This window comes from Amycolatopsis sp. CA-230715, from assembly GCF_018736145.1.
Taxonomy (GTDB): domain Bacteria; phylum Actinomycetota; class Actinomycetes; order Mycobacteriales; family Pseudonocardiaceae; genus Amycolatopsis.
This window is the reverse complement of record NZ_CP059997.1, coordinates 2,882,461-2,899,849: the sequence shown is the minus strand read 5'-3', so window position 1 is coordinate 2,899,849 and position 17,389 is coordinate 2,882,461. Positions and strand designations below refer to the sequence as shown.

The following is a 17,389-nucleotide window of genomic DNA, read 5'->3' as shown; positions in this document are numbered from 1 at the left end:
TCGATGCGGCCAATATGCCACTCCGGCTATTTTCCGGTCAAGGCATATGCGCACGTCCGGGTGAGGCGAGGTAGTGCTCGGCGTAGTAACCGGCGTGCGCGACGAGTTCGGCGTGCGTGCCGCGTTCGACGACTTCGCCTTCGTCGAGCACGAGGATCTCGTCGAAACCGGGCAGTGGCGCGGGCTGGTGGGTGGCCAGCACGACGGTCCGGCCCGCCGCGGCGGCGAGCACCGACCGCAGCACGGCGTCCGCGTGCGCGGGGTTGAGCCCTTCCACCGGTTCGTCGAGCAGGAGCACCGGCGCGTCGGAGAGCAGCGCCCTGGCGAGCAGCAGCCGTTGCCGTTGCCCGCCGGACAGCTCGCCGCCGTCGGTGCCGGGGAGCCGGTCCAGGTCGACGTCGGAACCGGCCGCGCGGCACGCCGCGAGCAGTTCGCCGTCGGTCGCGGAAGGCTTGGCCAGCAACAGGTTCTCGCGGACGGTCGCGCGGAACACGTGCGCGTCGGCGAGCGCGCCGGCGATCGGCAGGCGCTCGGCGGGGTAGGCGCCGAGCGCCCGCCCGTCCAGCGTCAGCGCGCCCGAAGTGGTCTCGACCTGTCCGGCGAGCGCGGCGAGCAGTGTGCTCTTGCCGGACCCGCTCGGCCCGACGAGCGCGACGCGCCTGCCCTGCGGAAGATCCAGATCGACGCCCCGCAGCGCGGGTGTCGGCCGGTTCGGATAGCGGACCCCGACCCCGCGAAGGCCGAAGTGGACACTCCCGGCGGGCACCGGCCGGGTGCCGTCGCGGGGAATCGGTTCGGACAGGAGCTGGTGCAGCCGCCGCAAGGGTTCGCCGACTTCGGTCCAGCGCCGGGCCGCGGTGGCGAGCGGGAGAACGGTCTCGAACACCGCCATCGTGCCGAGTCCGAGCGCGGCGACCACGGGTGCGCTCAGCCCGCTCGCGGCGACGCACACCGCGAGCGTCGTCAGCACCTGGATCGCCGCCCCAGCACCGGGAAGCGGTGAACCCGCCCGTCGCCGCGCACGGTTGGCGAGTCCACTTGCGACAGTCTTGGCCTCGGTCACCGCGCGGTCAGCCGCGCCGAAAGCACGCAGTTCGTCGGCGCCCCGTGCGAGGTCGATCGCCGAGTCGGCCAACGCGGCGAGCGCGGGAGCGTCCGCGTCGGCGGCCCGCTTCGCCGATCGCGCGGACAAAACGGGGAGTACCCCACTTGCCAGCGCCAGCCCGGTCGCGAGTGCCACCGCGACGGGGGCGGAAAACGTCAGTGCGCCGAGCACCGCGGCCGAACTCGTCACCAGCGCGACCAGCGCCGGGAGGAGGCAGCGCAGCACGGCGTCCTGTGCGGCGTCCACATCGGACACCAGCCGGGAAAGAAGGTCGCCGCTCGAAAACCGCGAAGAACGTTGCGCGGTCAGGGTTTCGTACACCCGACCGCGCAGCGCGCCGAGGTACCGCAGCACCACTTCGTGCCCGGCCAGCCGTTCGGCGTAGCGCAGGCCGCCGCGCAGCAGTGCGAGCGTGCGCACCGCGACGATCGCCACCGTGAGCGCGGCGATCGGCGGCTGCTCGGCGGCGCGGAGGAGCAGCCAGGCCGCGGTCGCCATGAGCAGGAGCCCGGCGAGTTCGGCGGAGGCAGCCAGCGCGGTCGCCACCCCGAGCCGGCGGAGGTCGGTGCGGGTGACGCCCCAGAGCGTCAGGCGGCGCACGGCGCACCCGCGATCCGGCCACCGCGCAGTTCGACGACGCGGCTCGCCACGGTGAGCAGCGCGGGGCGGTGCGCCACCAGGACCGCGGTGCGGCCGGGCAGCAACGCGCGCGCTGTCGCGAGCACCGCGGCCTCGGTCCGGTTGTCCAGCCGTGCGGTCGGTTCGTCGAACAGGAGCAGGTCCGCTTCGGTCCGCAGCAGCGCCCGCGCGAGCCCGACGCGCTGGCACTGCCCGGAAGACAGCCCCAGCCCGCGCTCGCCGAGACGCGTGGCGTAGCCGCCGGGAAGGGCGCGGACCACTTCGTCGAGCATCGCGGCCTTCGCCGCCGCCTCGATTTCGGCGGGTGTCCGCGCGCGGCCGAGCGCCAGGTTCTCGGTGATCGAGGCCGCGAACAGGGTCGGCCGCTGCGGCAGCCACGCGACCCGCGCCAGCCAGGCGTCCTGGTCGAGCTCGCGAAGGTCCGCCTCGCCGACGAGCACCCGCCCTGCCGACGGCGCGGTGAACCCGAGCAGCACCGAAAGCGCCGTGCTCTTCCCCGCGCCACTGGGCCCGACGAGTGCGAGCCGCTCACCGGGTTCGACGATGAGGTCCACTTCGGACAGTGCGACGGTGTCGCCGTGGCGCACGGTCACGCGGTCGAACCGGATCGTCGCGGTGCGGAGGTCCGGCGGCCTGCGACGAGCCCGTGCCGGTGCCGCCGGGTGTTCGCCGACCTTCGCGAGCGTGGCGAGCCCGTCCGCACTCGCGTGGAACCGGGCGCCCGCGGCGCGCAGTGGCAAGTACGCTTCCGGCGCGAGCAGCAGCACGAGCACCGCCGTGTGCGCGTCCAAACCTCCCGCCAGCAGGCGGAATCCGACGGGTACCGCGACGAGCGCGACGGACAGCGTCGCGACCAGTTCGAGCACCAGCCCCGAGAGGAACGCCGTCCGCAGCGTCCGCATGGTGGTGCGGGCGTGCGCGTCGGCCATCGCCCGTACCACGCGTGCCTGCGCACCCGCCCTGCCGAACAGCTTCAGCGTGGTGAGCCCCGTCAGCGCGTCGAGGAAGTGACCGCCCAAAGTGGACAGCGACCGCCACCGCTTCGCGGTGCGGGCCTTGGTGTGCTTGCCGACGAGGATCGCGAACACCGGGATCAGCGGCAGCGTCACCGCGATGACGAGCGCGGAGGCCAGGTCCGCGGCACACAGCCGGACGAGCACGGCGATCGGCAGCACCACGGCGGACACCAGCGCGGGGAGGTAGTCCGCGACGTACCCGTCGATCGCGCCGACCCCCTTGGTGACCAAGGTCGCCGCCTCGCCGGGATTCGCTCCACTTCGGACGGTCAGTGACGAGAAAACCCTGGCGCGCAAGGTTTCCTTCACCGTAGCCGCCTGGTGGCCGGTCAGCGCGCCGTGTCCCCAGAAGAGCAGTCCCCGCACGGCGGCGACGGCGCCGAGCAGTGCCACGGTCCCCGTCGCCGGTGCGGTGAGCACCGACTCGAGCAACTCCGCCAGCAGCAGGACCACCGCCGCGACGGCCGCGTTCAGCACGCCCAGCCGGACCAGGTACGGGCGGAGTCCGGGTAGCCGTCCCATCAGAAGTGCAGAACCGAGGCGGCGCCGACGCGGCGGCGGTTGGCCAGCCAGGTCCAGCCCTGGACCACGGCCACGAGCACCAGCACCGGCGGGGTGACGACCGCGAGCACGTCGAGCGATTCGGGCGCGCTCGCCGCCTGCGCCACGGTCAGGCCGCCGTCGAGGTGGTCGGTCGAGATCAGCACCCGCGGGTACCGGAGCAGGCCGACGGCCAGTGCGGGGGTCGTGGCCAGCGCCATGCACGCGAGCAGGGCGGTCCGCGCCCGGCGCGCGGCGAGCGCGAGCCACGCCACCAGGAGCGCGGCCAGCGCGAGCGCCGCCGTGCCGATCCCCGCGATCGGGTTCGTGACGGCGGCTCCCGGGTCCAGCGCCGTCCACACCGTCACCACGAGCACGAACGAAACGACCGGCGGCAGCAGCACGCGCGCGAGCCGACGCGCCCTGGCCGCGATCTCGTCGCTGCCCCGCGCGGCGAGGAAAACCGCGCCCTGCAAGGCGAACAGCGCCACGAAGCCGAACGCCCAGACGAGCGAACGTAGGTCGAACAGCTCGGTGACCGTGCGCCCCTCGACCGGCAGCCCCCGCACGAGATTGCCGACGAACAGCCCCCACGACCCGGTGGTGAGCACCGCGCCGGTGACGATCAGCCCGTCCCAGGCGCGCCGCTCGCCGCCGGGGCGCCTGCTGCGGAGCTGGACGGCGGCGGTGACCATGACGAGCCCGGCCAGCAGCAGCACGATCACCAGGTACGCGCCGGCGAAGAGTTTTCCTTCGAGATGGGGGAACGCGCCGAAGAGCACGCCGACGGCGGCCACCAGCCACACCTGGTTGGCCAGGAAGAACGGGCCGATCGCGCCGAGCGCGCGCCGCCGCCCCGGTTCGTCGCGGGTGAGCGCGCGCAGCAGGATCGCGGTGCCGTAGTCGTTGCCCGCCAAGGCGAAGTAGCCCGCGATGAGCGCGCCGAGCACGCACCAGAAGAAGGTCACCACGGTTCACACTCCACTGAGGACTAGACGGGGTTCGTCATCGGGTTCGGGCACGGCCGTTTCCGGGCCGCGGCGGGCGATCCTGGCCATCAGCACCCAGTCGGCGACGGCGAGCCCGGCGAACAGCAGCACGAAAACGAGCAGGGACACCAGCACCTGCCCTGCCGGGATGCCCGCGACCGCGTCGGAGGTGCGCAGGTAGCCGTTGACCAGCCACGGCTGGCGCCCGATCTCGCGGACCAGCCAGCCGCAGATCGCGGCCACGAAGGGCAACGGGATGCCGAACACCATGAGGTAGAGCAGCGGCCTGGCCCTGGTGATCAGGTTCCGGTAGAGCAGCACGGCACCGAGCGCGGCCGCGACGAACAGCACGAAGCCGAGCATGATCATCACGCCGAGCGGCGCGCCGATCGCCGGGTCTTCGAGCTTGCCCGGCTGGTAGCCCCTGATCTTCCCGAACTGTTCGAAGCCCTGGTTGATCACGAACGGCGAGCTGACCAGGCTCAGCACCACGCCGACGCGCATCGAGCGGCGGAAGAACTCGATTTCGGTGGTGCGCTTGAGGAAGTGGTACGCCGACACCCCGGTGACGAACGCGCCGCCGGTCAGCAGCGCGCCGGCCAGCAGGTGCGGCAGCGCGGACACCAGCGCCGGATTGGCCAGCAGCGCGCCGAAGTCGTCGAGGGCGAGCTTGCCGTCGCGCGGGGTGGCGCCCGCCGGGTTCTGCAGGAACGAGTTCGCCACCATGATGAAGTACGCCGACGCGTACGCGGTCAGCGCCACCAGCCAGATGAGCGCGAGGTGTACCCGCTTCCCGAGCCGGTCCCAGCCGAAGATCCACAGGCCGAGGAATGTCGATTCGAGGAAGAAGGCGACCAGCGTTTCGATCGCCAGCGGCGCGCCGAACACGTCACCGGCCACCGCGGAAAGGCCCGTCCAGTTGAGCCCGAACTGGAACTCCATCACGATTCCGGTCGCGATTCCCAGTGCGTAGTTGATGACGTAGAGCTTTCCCCAGAACCGGGTCATCCGCCGCAGCTCGGCCTTCCCGCCGAGCGCGTACCGGGTCTGCATGATCGCGACCGCGGTCACCAGGCCCAGGGTGAGCAGGACGAACAGGAAGTGGAACGAGGTGGTGAGCGCGAACTGGGTGCGTGCCAGCCCGGTGGCGTCCATGGGCTTCCCTCCGGAGGTCGGAACGATCAGTAGTGACACTATATGTAGGCACGCGACATGTAGTAGAGAAATCTATGAATTCAGAGTCATCTCAGGGTTTCCCCGATCTGGTCCGCCCCGCCCCGGACCAGTAGGCTGCCGAGGTATGAAGGCGGACGTTCTGCGCGGGCACCTCGACGCGCTGCTCCTCGCGGTGCTCGACGGCAGGAAGCTGCACGGGTACGCGATCATCGAGGCGCTGCAACTGCGCACGGACGGTGCGCTCGACCTGCCGACCGGCACCGTGTACCCGGCGCTGCGCAGGCTGGAGCGGGCCGGGTTCCTCGCCAGCGAATGGGATGTCGTGTCCGGGCGCAAGCGCCGGACCTACCGGCTGACCAGAGCGGGCCAGCGCGAACTCGCCGCGGAACGCGCCGACTGGCGGGAGTTCACCACGGTGATCGGCGGCGTGCTGGGGGAGCGGCCATGAGCACCGACGACGTGTTCTTCCCCGCGGAGGAGTCATGAACACGGTGATCGACGGGTACCTGGGTTCGCTCGGCGCGCGGCTGCACGGTCCGCGAAGCGCGAAGCGCGACCTGCTCGTCGAGGCACGGGACGGGCTGGAGGACGCCGCGGCCGCCTACGCCGATGCCGGGTACCCCGAGCCGGAGGCGCAGTCGCGCGCGGTGGCCGATTTCGGCGAGGTACCGGTGATCGCGCGCGAGTTCCAGGCCGAGCTGGCCGTCGCGGGCGCGGTCCGCGCGCTGTGGACGATGATCCTCGGACTGTCCGCGACCCACCTGATGTGGGAGGTCGCCAGGGGCGTGTGGTGGGGCTCGTGGTCGCAGCTGCACACGCCGACCCCGCACTGGTACGTCGTGATCGCCTGGGTCTACGACGCGGTGTGGCAGGGCGTGCTGCCCGGGTTCGCGCTGCTCGCGCTGGTCGGCACCCGGTTCGGCGCCCGCCGCGCCGGTACCGTCCGGCTGATGCGCTGGCTCCGGCTGTTCCTCGCGGTGGCGGTCAGTGTGCTCGTGGCCACCCAGGCGCTGCTGCTCGGCGCCACCGGGATCATCGACGCCGCCAGGCTCATGCTGTCCGTGCCGTGTGTGGCCGTGGTGGCGCTTTCCGTCGCGTTGACGGCGTGGCTCGTCGTGCTGGCGCGCCGTCTGTCGGCGTCCTGTGTCACGATCGTGGCGTGACCACCGCGTTGATCTACCTCGTTGTGATGCTCCTCGTCGCGGCCGTGGTGTTCCTGCTCGCCGCGGTCGTGTTCGGCCGTGGCGAGGAGATGGCGCCGCTGGCGCCGGGCAGCTCCCCGACGAGACTCCCCGTCGACGGCATCACCGGTGAGGACGTGCAGAGCGTCCGCTACCAGCTGGTGCTGCGCGGCTACAAGATGTCCGAAGTGGACTGGGTGATGCACCGGCTCGGTGCCGAGATCGACGAGCTGCGCGCGCGGGTGCGCGAGCTGGAGGCCGCGCCGGAGGACGCGCGGTGACCGATGTGTTGCTGTCGGTGGAGGTCGCCGCGCCGGCGGGCACCACTTGGCTCGCGCTGACCGACTGGACCCGCCAGGGCGAGTGGATGCTCGGCACCGAGGTCGAGGTGCTGGCGGGCAACGGCCGCAGCGTCGGTTCGCGGCTGGCCGCGTTCACCGGGGTCGCCGGGATCGGGTTCACCGACACCATGGAGATCATCGGCTGGGAGCCGCCCGTGCGGTGCACGGTGCGCCACCTCGGCAAGCTCGTGCGCGGCACCGGCGCCTTCCACGTGCAGGACAAGGGGCCGCAGCGGTCGGTGTTCATCTGGTCGGAGCAGCTCGAGCTGCCGTTCGGGGTCGTCGGCAGGCTCGGCTGGCCGCTGGCGAAGCCCGCGTTCACGCTCGGGCTGCGGTATTCGTTGCAGCGGTTCGCGAAGTTCGCGGAACGGTATTCGGTGGGGGCGGTATGACGGAACTCGTTGGCGCGGACGGGATCGCGCGGTGCACGTGGGGCAACTCCGCGCCGGACTACGCGGAGTACCACGACAAGGAATGGGGCGTTCCGCTCCACGGCGAAGAAGCGCTGTACGAACGGCTTTCGCTCGAAGCGTTCCAGTCCGGGTTGTCGTGGATCGTCATTCTGCGCAAGCGGGAGGGGTTCCGGCGCGCGTTCGCCCGGTTCAAGCCGAAGAAGGTCGCGAAGTTCACCGACGAGGACGTCGAGCGGCTGCTCCAGGACGCGGGGATCGTGCGGAACAGGGCGAAGATCCTCGCCACGATCGCCAACGCCAAGGCCATCGCGAACCTCGACGAACCCCTCGACGAACTGCTCTGGTCGTTCGCGCCGGAACGGGACGCCCGCCCGCGCACGATGGCCGACGTCCCCGCGGTCACCGACGAGTCGAAGGCGATGGCCAAGGCGTTGAAGAAGCGCGGTTTCTCGTTCGTCGGCCCGACCACCTGCTACGCCCTCATGCAGGCGACCGGCATGGTCGACGATCACGTCGAAGGCTGCTTCCGGGCAGGCTGATCCGCGTCTGCCCCGAAGGCCACCGTGATGGCGGTCGCGCGTCGCGGGGGTTCCGCGAGGTCGGTGGCGGGGCTCCGCTTGGTTCCCCGAAGGCCACCTTCGGGGACTCTGGCGCCACTTTTGCGGCCCTCGCAGGTGTGCGGGCGGGGCCGTGCATGCCCCGAAGGTGGCCTTGGGGGCGCTAGACGACACGAATCCACCCCTCGCACGCTCGACCGCCGCGACGCGCATGCCCCGAAGGTGGCTTTCGGGGCATCTAACGCCCTGAAAGCCACCTTCGGGGCACTGAAAACGGCCCCGAAAAAGGGGAAGCGCTACTTGCCTTGGAAGTTCGGGCGGCGCTTCGCGACGAACGCGTCCACGGCTTCGGTGTGGTCCGCGGTCGCGCCGAGTGCGCCCTGCGCGGCGTCTTCCGCGGCCAGTGCCTCGTCGAGGGTGCCTTCCGCCGCGGTGGACAGCACGTCCTTGATCTTCGCGTAGGCCACCGTCGGCCCCGCGGCGAGCTTCGCGGCGAGCTGCTGGGCGTGCGCGGCCAGTTCGCCGTCCGGCACGATCTCGGCGATCAGCCCGATCCGCAGCGCCTCCTCCGCGTCGACCGTCCGCCCGAGCAGCATCAGCTCGGCGGCGCGCCCGTACCCGATGAGCCGCTGCAACGTCCACGACGCACCGGAGTCCGGTCCGAGGCCGACGTTCGCGAACGCCATCAGGAACGTCGACGAAGCGGCCGCGACGCGAAGGTCGGCCGCGTAGGCGAAGGCCGCGCCCGCGCCGGCGGCGGTGCCGTTGACCGCCGCGATGACCGGTTTCGGCATGTCCACGATGGCGCGGACGATCGGGTTGTAGTGGTCGGCGACGGTCCGCAGCGGCGCGGGGTCGTTCGCCTTGAGCAGACCGACGTGCTCCTTGAGGTCCTGCCCGGCGCAGAACGCCTTGCCCTCGCCGGTCAGCACCACCGCGCGGACCGAGTCGTCGGCCGCGGCCTCGGTGAGCGCGGACAGGAGGCGCTCCTTCAGCTCGACGGTCAGCGAGTTGTACGCCTTCGGGCGGTTGAGCTTCAGGGTGCGCACACCGTCGGCGTCGGCGGACAGCAGAACGTCCTCTGTGGTCACTGGGTCACTCCCTCGAAAAAATCCGGACTCCGGCCGAGTCTGGCAGGCGTGCGGGGCGCATACCAGCATCGATGGGACGTGAAAAGATCGGTCCGCGTTCGCGCCGCCGCGCTGATGAGGGACAATGGGCGTGACCCGGTTGGCTCAGTCGTGTGGTGACCGGGCGCGCCGGTTTTAGGCGGTAGAAACTTCCCGTGAGGGAGGGCCTATTGCAAAGACGGAGGGAGCACGCTATGGCGGCCATGAAGCCCCGGACCGGAGATGGTCCCCTCGAGGTTACTAAGGAGGGGCGGGGCCTCGTGATGCGCGTACCGCTCGAGGGTGGTGGGCGACTTGTCGTCGAGCTGTCTGCCGAGGAAGCCAAAGACCTTGGTGTCGCCCTGCAGGAGGCGACAGGCTGAGCTAGTTCCGTCCCGCTCCCACTCGCACCCCGGTCTCCCTTCGGAGGCCGGGGTTGTGGTTCAGCACCCGTAGCCTTCCCCGATCCCCGAGGCAAGTGAGGTCGTAACTCCCATGGCGCGTGTCCCGGTGCCGTCCGTTCCCAGCAGGCTGCCCGAGATCGAGGTCTCCGGCACGGCACGGCGTGGCGCGCAGTCCGCCGCGCTGGTCTTCGCGCCGGAGCAGGAGACCCAGGAGACCACTGTCGACGGCGTCCGCCTACCCGAACGCGCGGGCGACGTCGTCGAGGCGCCGGAGGGGAAGAACCGCTGGCTCGCCGGGGTCGGCGCGGGCGAGCCGAAGGACTTCCGCGCGGCGGGCGCCGCGCTGGTCCGCGCGGTGGGCGGGGGCGAAAAACCCCCGCGCGTGCTCGAAATCGGCCTTGCCGCCGAGGTCACCACCGAGCAGGTCGAGGGCCTCGTCGCGGGGCTGCTGCTCGGCGACTACCGGTTCACCGTCACCGCCGACGCCCCCAAACCCGGTGTCCGCACGATCCGCCTCGTCACCGACGACAGTCACGTCGAAGCCGTCGAGCGCGTCCGCCACCTCGCCGCGGCCGCCGCGTTCGCGCGCGATCTCGCGAACGCGCCGTCGAACGTGAAGGACCCGGCCTGGCTCGCGGACACCTCCGCCGCCGCGGTCGCCGGGATCGCCAACCTCACCGCCACGGTGCGGGACGAGAAATGGCTGCGCGACGAGGGTTTCGGCGGGGTGCTCGCGGTGGGCGGCGGCTCGGCCAGCCCGCCGCGGCTGATCGAACTCGCCTATCGGCCGCGCGGCGCGAAGGCGCACCTGCTGCTCGTCGGCAAGGGCATCACCTTCGACACCGGCGGCCTTTCGATCAAACCGGCCGACGGCATGCACCTGATGCGCACGGACATGGCTGGCGGCGCCGCCGTGCTCGCCGCCACGCGCGCGATCGCGGCGCTCAAGCTGACCGTGAAGGTCACCGCGCTGGTCCCGGCCGCGGAGAACCACGTGTCCGGCACCGCGTACCGGCCAGGTGACGTCGTGCGCCACTACGGCGGCAAGACGACCGAGGTCAGCAACACCGACGCCGAGGGCCGCATGGTCCTCGCCGACGCGCTGGTCTACGGGATCCGGCGCTTCCGGCCGGACGCGGTCGTCGACGTCGCCACCCTGACCGGTGCCATGAAGGTCTCGCTCGGCCTGCGCACCGGCGGCCTGTTCGCCAACGACGACGAGCTGGCGCGCCGCGTCGCCGACGCGGGGGAGCGGGCGGGCGAGCAGTGGTGGCGCATGCCGCTGACCGAGGACCTCGCCGAGTCCGTGCGCGGCGAGATCGGCGACGTGCGGCAGGCGCCCGGCGGGCCGGGCGGGATCGCGGCGGCGCTGTTCCTGCGCGAGTTCGTCGACGGTGCCACCTGGGCGCACCTCGACATCGCGGGTCCGGCCCGGTCGGAGAAGAACTACGCGGACGTGGTGCCGGGCGGCACCGGTTTCGCCGCGCGCACCCTGGTCGAGCTGGCCGCGTCGTACACGTGACGGATCGCGTGGTCCCGGAACGCGCGGACGGCGGGTGGCAGCGGGCCGGATGACGGCCACGCGAGCCCGAGCGTGCGCGTGGTCCGCGGCCGCACCGGGATTTCGGCGACGCCCGCGGGCGTGCCCGGTTCGAACCGGGGCAGCAGCGAAACACCGAGCCCCGCGGCGACGAGCCCGCGGACGGTGTCGGATTCCTGCCCCTCGAACGCGATCCTCGGCGTGAACCCGGCGTCGCGGCACAGTCCGTCGATGATCTGGCGGAGCCCGTAGCCGTGTTCGAGCAGCACGAACGACTCGTCGGCGAGTTCGGTCATGCGCACTTCACGGCGGCTCGCGAGCCGGTGGCGCTCCGGAACGGTGAGGTAGAGCTGCTGCTCGCCGACCGCGACCGCCTCCACGCCGTCCCCGGTCGGCACCGGCGCGACGAGCACGAGGTCCAGTTCCCCTCGGGCGAGCCGGTCGAGGATGTCCTGGCGCGAGCCCTGGACCAGGCTGAACCGGACGCCGGGGTGCTCGGCGCGGAAACCGCTGATCAGCCCCGGTACGAGCGAGCGGCCGAGCAGGTGCAGGAAGCCCAGCGCGACCAGTCCCGTCGACGGCGAGATCTCTTCGCGCGCCTGCCGGACGGCCGTGTCGACGGTGGTCATCGCGCGCGTGGCGGCGTCGGCGAGCAGCGCGCCCGCCCGCGTCAGCTGGATCCCGCGCCCGTCCGGCCTGGTCAGCGGGGCCCCGAACAGCTCGCCCATGGCCGCGATCCGCCTGCTGACTGTGGGCTGTGGCACGCCGAGGAGTTCGGCCGCGCGCGTGATGTTGCCGGTCTCACGCACGGCCGCCAGCAGCGCGAGCGAGGGCGCCAGACCCGCGGCGAGCTGGTGATCCGTCGAATCATCCGCCATTGCATGAATACTGCCAGATGGACGTATTGGACGTATTGGTTAGCGAAGCTTAATTTCGCGACGTGACTCTCGCGCTGTCCCGTCCCGTGACCGCACTCGGCACCACCCGTCGCGTCAAGATCGCGATCGCGGCGGCGGGCATCTCGTCGTTCGCGCTCCTCTACGCGCCGCAACCGGTGCTCCCGCAGCTCGCGGACCAGTTCGGGCTCGACCCCGGCGGCGCGTCGCTCGCGGTGAGCGTGGCGACCGGCGCGCTCGCGATCGCGGTGCTGCCGATCGCGGTGCTGTCCGAAATCGTCGGCCGCCGCCCGGTGATCATCGCGTCGGTCCTGGTCTCGGCCGTGCTCGGACTGCTGCTCCCGCTCGCGCCGTCGTACGGGGTGCTGCTCGTGCTGCGGGCGGTCCAGGGCGTCGCCATCGCGGGCCTTCCCGGCGTGGCGTCCGCCTACCTCGTCGAACGGCTCGGGAAGGCCGGGGTCGCGGCCGCGGTCGGCGCGATGATCGCGGGCAACACGGTCGGCGGCATGCTCGGTCGGCTCGCCGCCGGGTTCTCCGCGGGCGGCCTCGGCTGGCACGGCGCGCTGCTCGTGGTCGCGCTCATCGGCACGGTGTGCTCGCTGCTCACCGTCGTCCTGCTGCCGCCGGGCGCGCGGGAAAACGCCCGCTCCCACGGGGTGTTCCGGGGCGTTCTCGCCGCGGTGCGCAAGCCGGTTCTCCTTGCCCAGTACGCCGTCGCGCTGCTCGCGATGGGCTCGTTCGTCGCGCTGTACAACGCGGCGGGCTTCCGGCTCACCGGCGCGCCGCTGAATCTCGCGCCCGCGGTCGCGTCGCTGGTGTTTCTGTCCTACGCGATGGGCGCGGTGTCCTCGGCGACCGCGGGCAGGCTCGTCGCCAGGCTCGGCCGCGTGCGGACGGTCGTCGTCGCGCTGCTCGTCACGGTCGCGGGCGCCACGCTGACGATTCCCGATTCGCTGCCGCTGGTGATCCTCGGGTTCGTGGTGCTGACCGGCGGGTTCTTCGCCGCACACGCGACTGCGAACGGCTGGGCCGCCGCCGAGGCCCCCGAAAGCGCGCGAGGGCAAGTCTCGGGGCTTTACACGCTCGCCTACTACCTCGGCAGCAGTACGGGCGGCACGCTCGGCGCGCTGGTCTTCGCCCGTGCCGGGTGGACGTGGCTCATCGTGACCGTGGCGTGCTGGCTCGCGCTCGCGGCCGTCGCGGTCGTGCTGGGGAACCGCTCAGTAGTGCGCCGCGACCAGCAGACCGCCGCCGACGGGCAGTAGCGCGGGCACCAGGCGCTCGTCCTCGCGGATCGCCCTGGCCACCTCGCGCAGCGCCAGCGTTTCGGCGTCGCGGCGGCCCTGCTCGTGGACGCGTCCGCCGCCGAGCACGCCGGAGAACGCCAGCACCCCGCCCGGCCGGAGCAGGTGCACCGCGTGCTCGTAGTAGCTCGGGTACTCGGCGCGCGTGGCGTCGATGAACACCAGGTCGTACCCGCCGCTGGTCAGCCTGGGCAGCACGTCGAGCGCCTGCCCCATGATCAGGCGCATCCGGCCCGGCGCGAACCCGGCGTCGAGGAAGGTCCGCCGCGCGGCGCGGTGGTACTCGGGCTCGATGTCGATCGTGGTGAGCACGCCGTCCTCGGCCATCCCGCGCAGCAGGTACAGCCCGCTGACCCCGATGCCGGTGCCGATCTCGACGACCGCGCGCGCACGCAGGGTGGTGGCCAGGAAGCACAGCGTCGCGCCGGAGCCCTGGTCAAGGGGTTCGCAGCCGAACTCGGCGGCGCGGGCACGGGCGGTGGCCAGTGTCTCGTCGTCCGGCAGGTAGCCCTCGACGTACGCCGCGTCGTCACCGAGGCCCAGCGCGGCCGTGGTCTGCGTCTCGGAGCTCACGCGAGGAGGTTAGCGCTGGTTGTCGATAAATCAGCGAAGGCTCCCCGTAACCGGGATCACCCAGGTCCGCGCGTTCTCTCAGGCTGTTCTCAGCGCTGTCTCACTACAACCATAAGGAAGCAGGAGAAACTACGTCTGTCATACGGGAACACCGGGCGGAACGGCCGCGTTGGGTGGAGTAGTTGGGAGAACAGCCTGATGGAGGTGCCTAGCCCGCCGATGCCGAAGAGCACAGGGTCGACAGCCGAAGTGGAGCCCGTGACGGTCGACGAGACCGCATGGACCCCGCCGTCGTGGGACGAGGTCGTCCGCGAGCACGCGGACCGCGTGTACCGCCTCGCCTACCGGCTCACCGGTAACAGCCACGACGCGGAGGACCTCACGCAGGAGACCTTCATCCGCGTGTTCCGCTCGCTGGCCTCGTACAAGCCCGGCACCTTCGAAGGCTGGCTGCACCGCATCACCACCAACCTGTTCCTCGACATGGCGCGCCGCCGTTCGCGCGTGCGCATGGAGGGCCTGCCGGAGGACACCGACCGCATCGTCGGCGACGACCCGAGCCCCGAGCAGGTCTACTCGGACACCCACCTCGACCCCGATCTCCAGGACGCGCTCGACGAGCTGCCGCCGGAGTTCCGCGCCGCCGTCGTGCTGTGCGACGTCGAGGGCCTGTCCTACGAGGAGATCGGCGCGACGCTCGGGGTGAAGCTGGGCACCGTCCGCAGCCGCATCCACCGCGGCCGCCAGGCGCTGCGCGCCTCGCTGGAGCGTCGCCGCGCTGCCCGTGGCGAGGCCATGAAGGTGCCGGTATGAGCGAATCCAAGGGGTGGAGTCTCGGCGAGTCCCACCTGCTGCCGGACGCCGTCGTCGCCTTCGTCGACGGTGAGCTGTCCCTCGGCGCGCAGGACAGGGCGTCCTCGCACGTGTCCCGCTGCCCGCTGTGCGCCGCCGAAGTGACCGCGCAGCGCCAGGCGCGCGCGGAGGTCAAGCGCGCGGAGATCCCCACCATGTCGGCGGGGTTCCTGGCCAGCCTGAAGTCCATTCCGCAGCACACCGACCTGCCCAGTTCGCCGGACAACCTCGCGATCAGCGAGGACGGCACGCTCGTCGCGATCCAGCGCCCGGACAGGGTCGCCGGGCTGCGGTCGACGAGCGCGCTGGGCTCGTCCACGCCGCTGGGCTCGTCGTCTCCGCTCGGCAACTCCTCCACCGTGCTCGGTGGCGGCGCCGTCGGCCGCGACGGGGCGTCGAACCGCCGCCGCGCCGCGCAGGGCGCCGGGGTCGTCGTGTCCGGGCTGGTGCTGAGCGCGCTGGCGCTCGTGGTGACCTCCGGCGGCCCGGAGGAGACCCCGCAGGGGCCGGGCGGCGGCCCGCAGCAGAACGTGCTGCGCGCGCAGTTCGGCGGTACCGGCGCGGTCAACGCGGACGTCACGCCCACTCCGGCGCCGTCGCGCCCGCCGCACGGCCTGGTACCCCTGCCCTGACAACGCGCACTTCACCGTGATGACGGCAGACTGAGCCGACGACGTTTGGCGTATCGTCACGCCGAGCAACCGCACAGGCCGCAGCACGGGGAATGATGAGCGAGCACGATCCGAAGCACGCACCGGGGGAGCCGAGGCTCGCGCCGCGCCCGGTCGTGAGCCCGCCGGTGGACCCGGCCGAGGCCGCGACGTTCGGCAGGCCGCGCGGCGTGGACGGCGCCTTCGACACGTTGTACGCCCCCGGCGCCAAGAACGGTGCCGGCCCGAAGCAGCCGCAGCCGCCGCCGGAATCGCTCGCCGAAGCCTTCTCGCGCCCGCCCGGCGCCGAGGGCATCGTGCTGCAGCGCCCCAGCGACTACACCGGCCCGAACGGGAACGGGCGCGGCGGCGAGAAACCGCTGTGGACGGGGCCGGGTGACCCGTGGCGCGATCCCGGCGCCGGTGCCGTGCTCGCCGGTCCCGCCGTGCACACCGAGGAGCCGCGCGAAGAGGCAGAGAGCAGGCCGAAGAGCGCGATGCTGTCGCTGCCCGAGGTGCTGTTCGGGCGCAGGGTGAAGCCGGTCGCGCTCGGCCTGCTCGGCGTGATCGCCCTGCTCGTCGGCGCGGTCGGCGGCCTCGTCGGCTGGTGGCTCACCGACCAGGCGAACTCGCTCACCGGGTCGGCCACGATCGCCGAGTCCGACGCGGGCAAGGAACGTGCGCCCGGCTCGGTGGCGGACATCGCGAAGCGGGTCTCGCCCGCGGTCGTGTCGATCGAGGTCGTCTCCGGCCAGTCCGGGGTGTCCGGTTCGGGCGTGCTGATCGACCCGAAGGGCTACGTGCTCACCAACAACCACGTCGTCTCGCTCGCGGTGAGCGACGGCAAAGCCAAGATCACCACGGTGTTCCTGGACGGGTCCCGCCTCGAGGCGAAGGTCGTCGGGACGGACCCCAAGTCCGATCTCGCGGTGATCAAGGTCAACGTCGCGAACCCGACCGTGGTCCAGGTCGGTAAGTCGGCGAACCTGCAGCCGGGCGATTCGGTGATCGCCGTCGGCTCGCCGCTCGGCCTGGAGAACACGGTCACCTCGGGCATTGTGAGCGCGCTGCACCGCCCGGTCACCGCGCAGGGCGAGAACGGTGACCCGCCGATGACCTACGACGCGATCCAGACCGACGCGCCGATCAACCGCGGCAACTCCGGCGGCGCGCTCGTCGACTCCACCGGCGCGCTGATCGGCATCAACACCTCGATCCGCACCGACGCCGGTCCCGGCGGGCAGGGCGGCAGCATCGGCATCGGGTTCGCGATCCCGTCGGACGACGCGGTCAAGATCGCGGAGACGCTGATCAAGAGCGGCTCGGTCAAGCACGCCGACATCGGGGTGAACGCGGCGTCGGTGTCGGCGAACAGCTCCGAGGGCGCGCGCGTGCAGAACGTGCCGCCGGGCAGCCCCGCGCAGCAGGCCGGGATCGCCGAAGGCGACGTGATCACCAAGATCGGCGACCGGATGGTCCGCACCGCCGCGGAGCTGACCGTGGCCGTGCGCAGCCACGCCGTCGGCGAAGTGGTGCCGGTGCAGGTCGTCCGCGACGGCCGTCAGCTCACCGTTGACGTCACCTTGGGCAGCGATTAACGGGGTATTCTTGCCGGGACGCTACGGTGTCGGCGGGTCTAGGCGGAGGTACGCGGGTGTTCGAGAGCGTTGGCTGGGGCGAGATCCTCGTGCTCATCGTCGTCGCGTTGTTCGTTCTCGGCCCCGAACGGCTGCCCGAGGCCGCTTCGTGGGTCGCGAAGAGCATGCGCAAGGTCCGCGATTTCGCCACCGGCGCGCGCCAGCAGCTGCGGGACGAGATGGGCTCGGACTTCGACGAGCTGCGCAAGCCCCTGGAGGACCTGCGCGGCCTGCGGAACTTCGACCCGAAGCGCGCGGTCACCCAGCACCTCTTCGACGGTGACACGGATCCGTTGGGGATCAAGGAAAACGGCTACACGAACGGGGCGGGCGCCAAGCCGAACGGCTTCCCCGCCTCGAGCACCCCGCAAGCCGAACCCCTGAAGCCAGGCGAAAAACCTCCGGTCGACCCGGACGCCACCTGACCTCTTCACCGACGCCCCGAAGTGACGTTCGGGGCATCCAAC

At 71.8% G+C, this 17,389-nt stretch carries 19 protein-coding genes; 12 read left to right on the top strand and 7 right to left on the bottom strand.

What is annotated here, in order from left to right; genetic code table 11:
- Positions 1–37 precede the first annotated feature (37 nt).
- Genes cydC through HUW46_RS13345 form a run of 4 tightly spaced genes read right to left on the bottom strand, consistent with a single transcriptional unit; the run spans position 38 to position 5,444 of the window.
- On the bottom strand, positions 38–1,705 hold the full coding sequence (cydC, locus tag HUW46_RS13360; RefSeq protein ID WP_331477234.1) for a thiol reductant ABC exporter subunit CydC: 1,668 nt from the start codon (positions 1,703–1,705) through the stop codon (positions 38–40).
- A complete protein-coding gene (cydD, locus tag HUW46_RS13355) occupies positions 1,693–3,282 on the bottom strand; it encodes a thiol reductant ABC exporter subunit CydD (protein ID WP_215547574.1) in 1,590 nt (529 codons plus the stop codon). The genes cydC and cydD overlap by 13 nt, the downstream gene beginning before the upstream one ends.
- The gene (locus tag HUW46_RS13350; RefSeq protein WP_215547573.1) at positions 3,282–4,271 is read right to left on the bottom strand and encodes a cytochrome d ubiquinol oxidase subunit II; all 990 of its coding nucleotides are present in this window, start codon (positions 4,269–4,271) and stop codon (positions 3,282–3,284) included. Before HUW46_RS13350 ends, cydD begins: the two co-directional genes overlap by 1 nt.
- Before the next feature lie 3 nt (positions 4,272–4,274).
- Complete coding sequence (locus tag HUW46_RS13345) at positions 4,275–5,444, bottom strand: cytochrome ubiquinol oxidase subunit I (RefSeq protein ID WP_215547572.1); 1,170 nt, start codon at positions 5,442–5,444, stop codon at positions 4,275–4,277.
- A 145-nt stretch (positions 5,445–5,589) separates the two neighbouring features.
- Here HUW46_RS13345 and HUW46_RS13340 point away from each other — a divergent pair, with 145 nt between their 5' ends.
- Genes HUW46_RS13340 through HUW46_RS13320 form a run of 5 tightly spaced genes read left to right on the top strand, consistent with a single transcriptional unit; the run spans position 5,590 to position 7,939 of the window.
- On the top strand, positions 5,590–5,913 hold the full coding sequence (locus tag HUW46_RS13340) for a helix-turn-helix transcriptional regulator (protein ID WP_215547571.1): 324 nt from the start codon (positions 5,590–5,592) through the stop codon (positions 5,911–5,913).
- A gap of 34 nt (positions 5,914–5,947) precedes the next feature.
- A complete protein-coding gene (locus tag HUW46_RS13335) occupies positions 5,948–6,628 on the top strand; it encodes a permease prefix domain 1-containing protein (RefSeq protein WP_215547570.1) in 681 nt (226 codons plus the stop codon).
- Complete coding sequence (locus HUW46_RS13330; RefSeq protein WP_215547569.1) at positions 6,625–6,927, top strand: DivIVA domain-containing protein; 303 nt, start codon at positions 6,625–6,627, stop codon at positions 6,925–6,927. Before HUW46_RS13335 ends, HUW46_RS13330 begins: the two co-directional genes overlap by 4 nt.
- Positions 6,924–7,379, top strand: a complete 456-nt coding sequence (locus HUW46_RS13325) for an SRPBCC family protein (protein ID WP_215547568.1) — start codon at positions 6,924–6,926, stop codon at positions 7,377–7,379. The genes HUW46_RS13330 and HUW46_RS13325 overlap by 4 nt, the downstream gene beginning before the upstream one ends.
- Positions 7,376–7,939: a DNA-3-methyladenine glycosylase I gene (locus HUW46_RS13320; protein WP_215547567.1), complete on the top strand. Its 564-nt coding sequence runs from the start codon at positions 7,376–7,378 to the stop codon at positions 7,937–7,939. The genes HUW46_RS13325 and HUW46_RS13320 overlap by 4 nt, the downstream gene beginning before the upstream one ends.
- Positions 7,940–8,253: 314 nt before the next feature.
- Here the strand turns inward: HUW46_RS13320 and HUW46_RS13315 are convergent, their stop codons facing one another.
- Positions 8,254–9,048: an enoyl-CoA hydratase-related protein gene (locus HUW46_RS13315; RefSeq protein ID WP_215547566.1), complete on the bottom strand. Its 795-nt coding sequence runs from the start codon at positions 9,046–9,048 to the stop codon at positions 8,254–8,256.
- Positions 9,049–9,281: 233 nt separating this feature from the next.
- Here HUW46_RS13315 and HUW46_RS13310 point away from each other — a divergent pair, with 233 nt between their 5' ends.
- Positions 9,282–9,449, top strand: a complete 168-nt coding sequence (locus HUW46_RS13310; RefSeq protein ID WP_215547565.1) for a DUF3117 domain-containing protein — start codon at positions 9,282–9,284, stop codon at positions 9,447–9,449.
- A gap of 112 nt (positions 9,450–9,561) precedes the next feature.
- Positions 9,562–10,992 (top strand): leucyl aminopeptidase family protein, encoded by a 1,431-nt coding sequence (locus HUW46_RS13305; protein ID WP_215547564.1) that lies wholly within the window; start codon positions 9,562–9,564, stop codon positions 10,990–10,992.
- Here the strand turns inward: HUW46_RS13305 and HUW46_RS13300 are convergent.
- Positions 10,917–11,888, bottom strand: a complete 972-nt coding sequence (locus HUW46_RS13300) for a LysR family transcriptional regulator (RefSeq protein ID WP_215547563.1) — start codon at positions 11,886–11,888, stop codon at positions 10,917–10,919. The two genes, HUW46_RS13305 and HUW46_RS13300, sit on opposite strands and share 76 nt — an antisense overlap.
- Positions 11,889–11,950: 62 nt before the next feature.
- Here HUW46_RS13300 and HUW46_RS13295 point away from each other — a divergent pair, with 62 nt between their 5' ends.
- Complete coding sequence (locus HUW46_RS13295) at positions 11,951–13,171, top strand: MFS transporter (protein ID WP_254126143.1); 1,221 nt, start codon at positions 11,951–11,953, stop codon at positions 13,169–13,171.
- Here HUW46_RS13295 and HUW46_RS13290 read toward each other — a convergent pair.
- Complete coding sequence (locus tag HUW46_RS13290; protein ID WP_215547562.1) at positions 13,127–13,783, bottom strand: O-methyltransferase; 657 nt, start codon at positions 13,781–13,783, stop codon at positions 13,127–13,129. The genes HUW46_RS13295 and HUW46_RS13290 overlap by 45 nt on opposite strands.
- Positions 13,784–13,981: 198 nt before the next feature.
- On the opposite strand from HUW46_RS13290, the gene sigE reads away from it, so the two are divergent.
- From sigE to tatB, 4 genes are all read left to right on the top strand, one after another.
- Complete coding sequence (gene sigE / locus HUW46_RS13285; RefSeq protein ID WP_215547561.1) at positions 13,982–14,596, top strand: RNA polymerase sigma factor SigE; 615 nt, start codon at positions 13,982–13,984, stop codon at positions 14,594–14,596.
- Complete coding sequence (locus HUW46_RS13280) at positions 14,593–15,267, top strand: anti-sigma factor family protein (protein WP_215547560.1); 675 nt, start codon at positions 14,593–14,595, stop codon at positions 15,265–15,267. The genes sigE and HUW46_RS13280 overlap by 4 nt, the downstream gene beginning before the upstream one ends.
- A gap of 92 nt (positions 15,268–15,359) precedes the next feature.
- Complete coding sequence (locus HUW46_RS13275; protein WP_215547559.1) at positions 15,360–16,883, top strand: S1C family serine protease; 1,524 nt, start codon at positions 15,360–15,362, stop codon at positions 16,881–16,883.
- A 56-nt stretch (positions 16,884–16,939) separates the two neighbouring features.
- Entirely contained in the window at positions 16,940–17,347 is a 408-nt protein-coding gene (gene tatB / locus HUW46_RS13270) for a Sec-independent protein translocase protein TatB (RefSeq protein WP_215547558.1), read from the top strand.
- Positions 17,348–17,389: the final 42 nt, after the last annotated feature.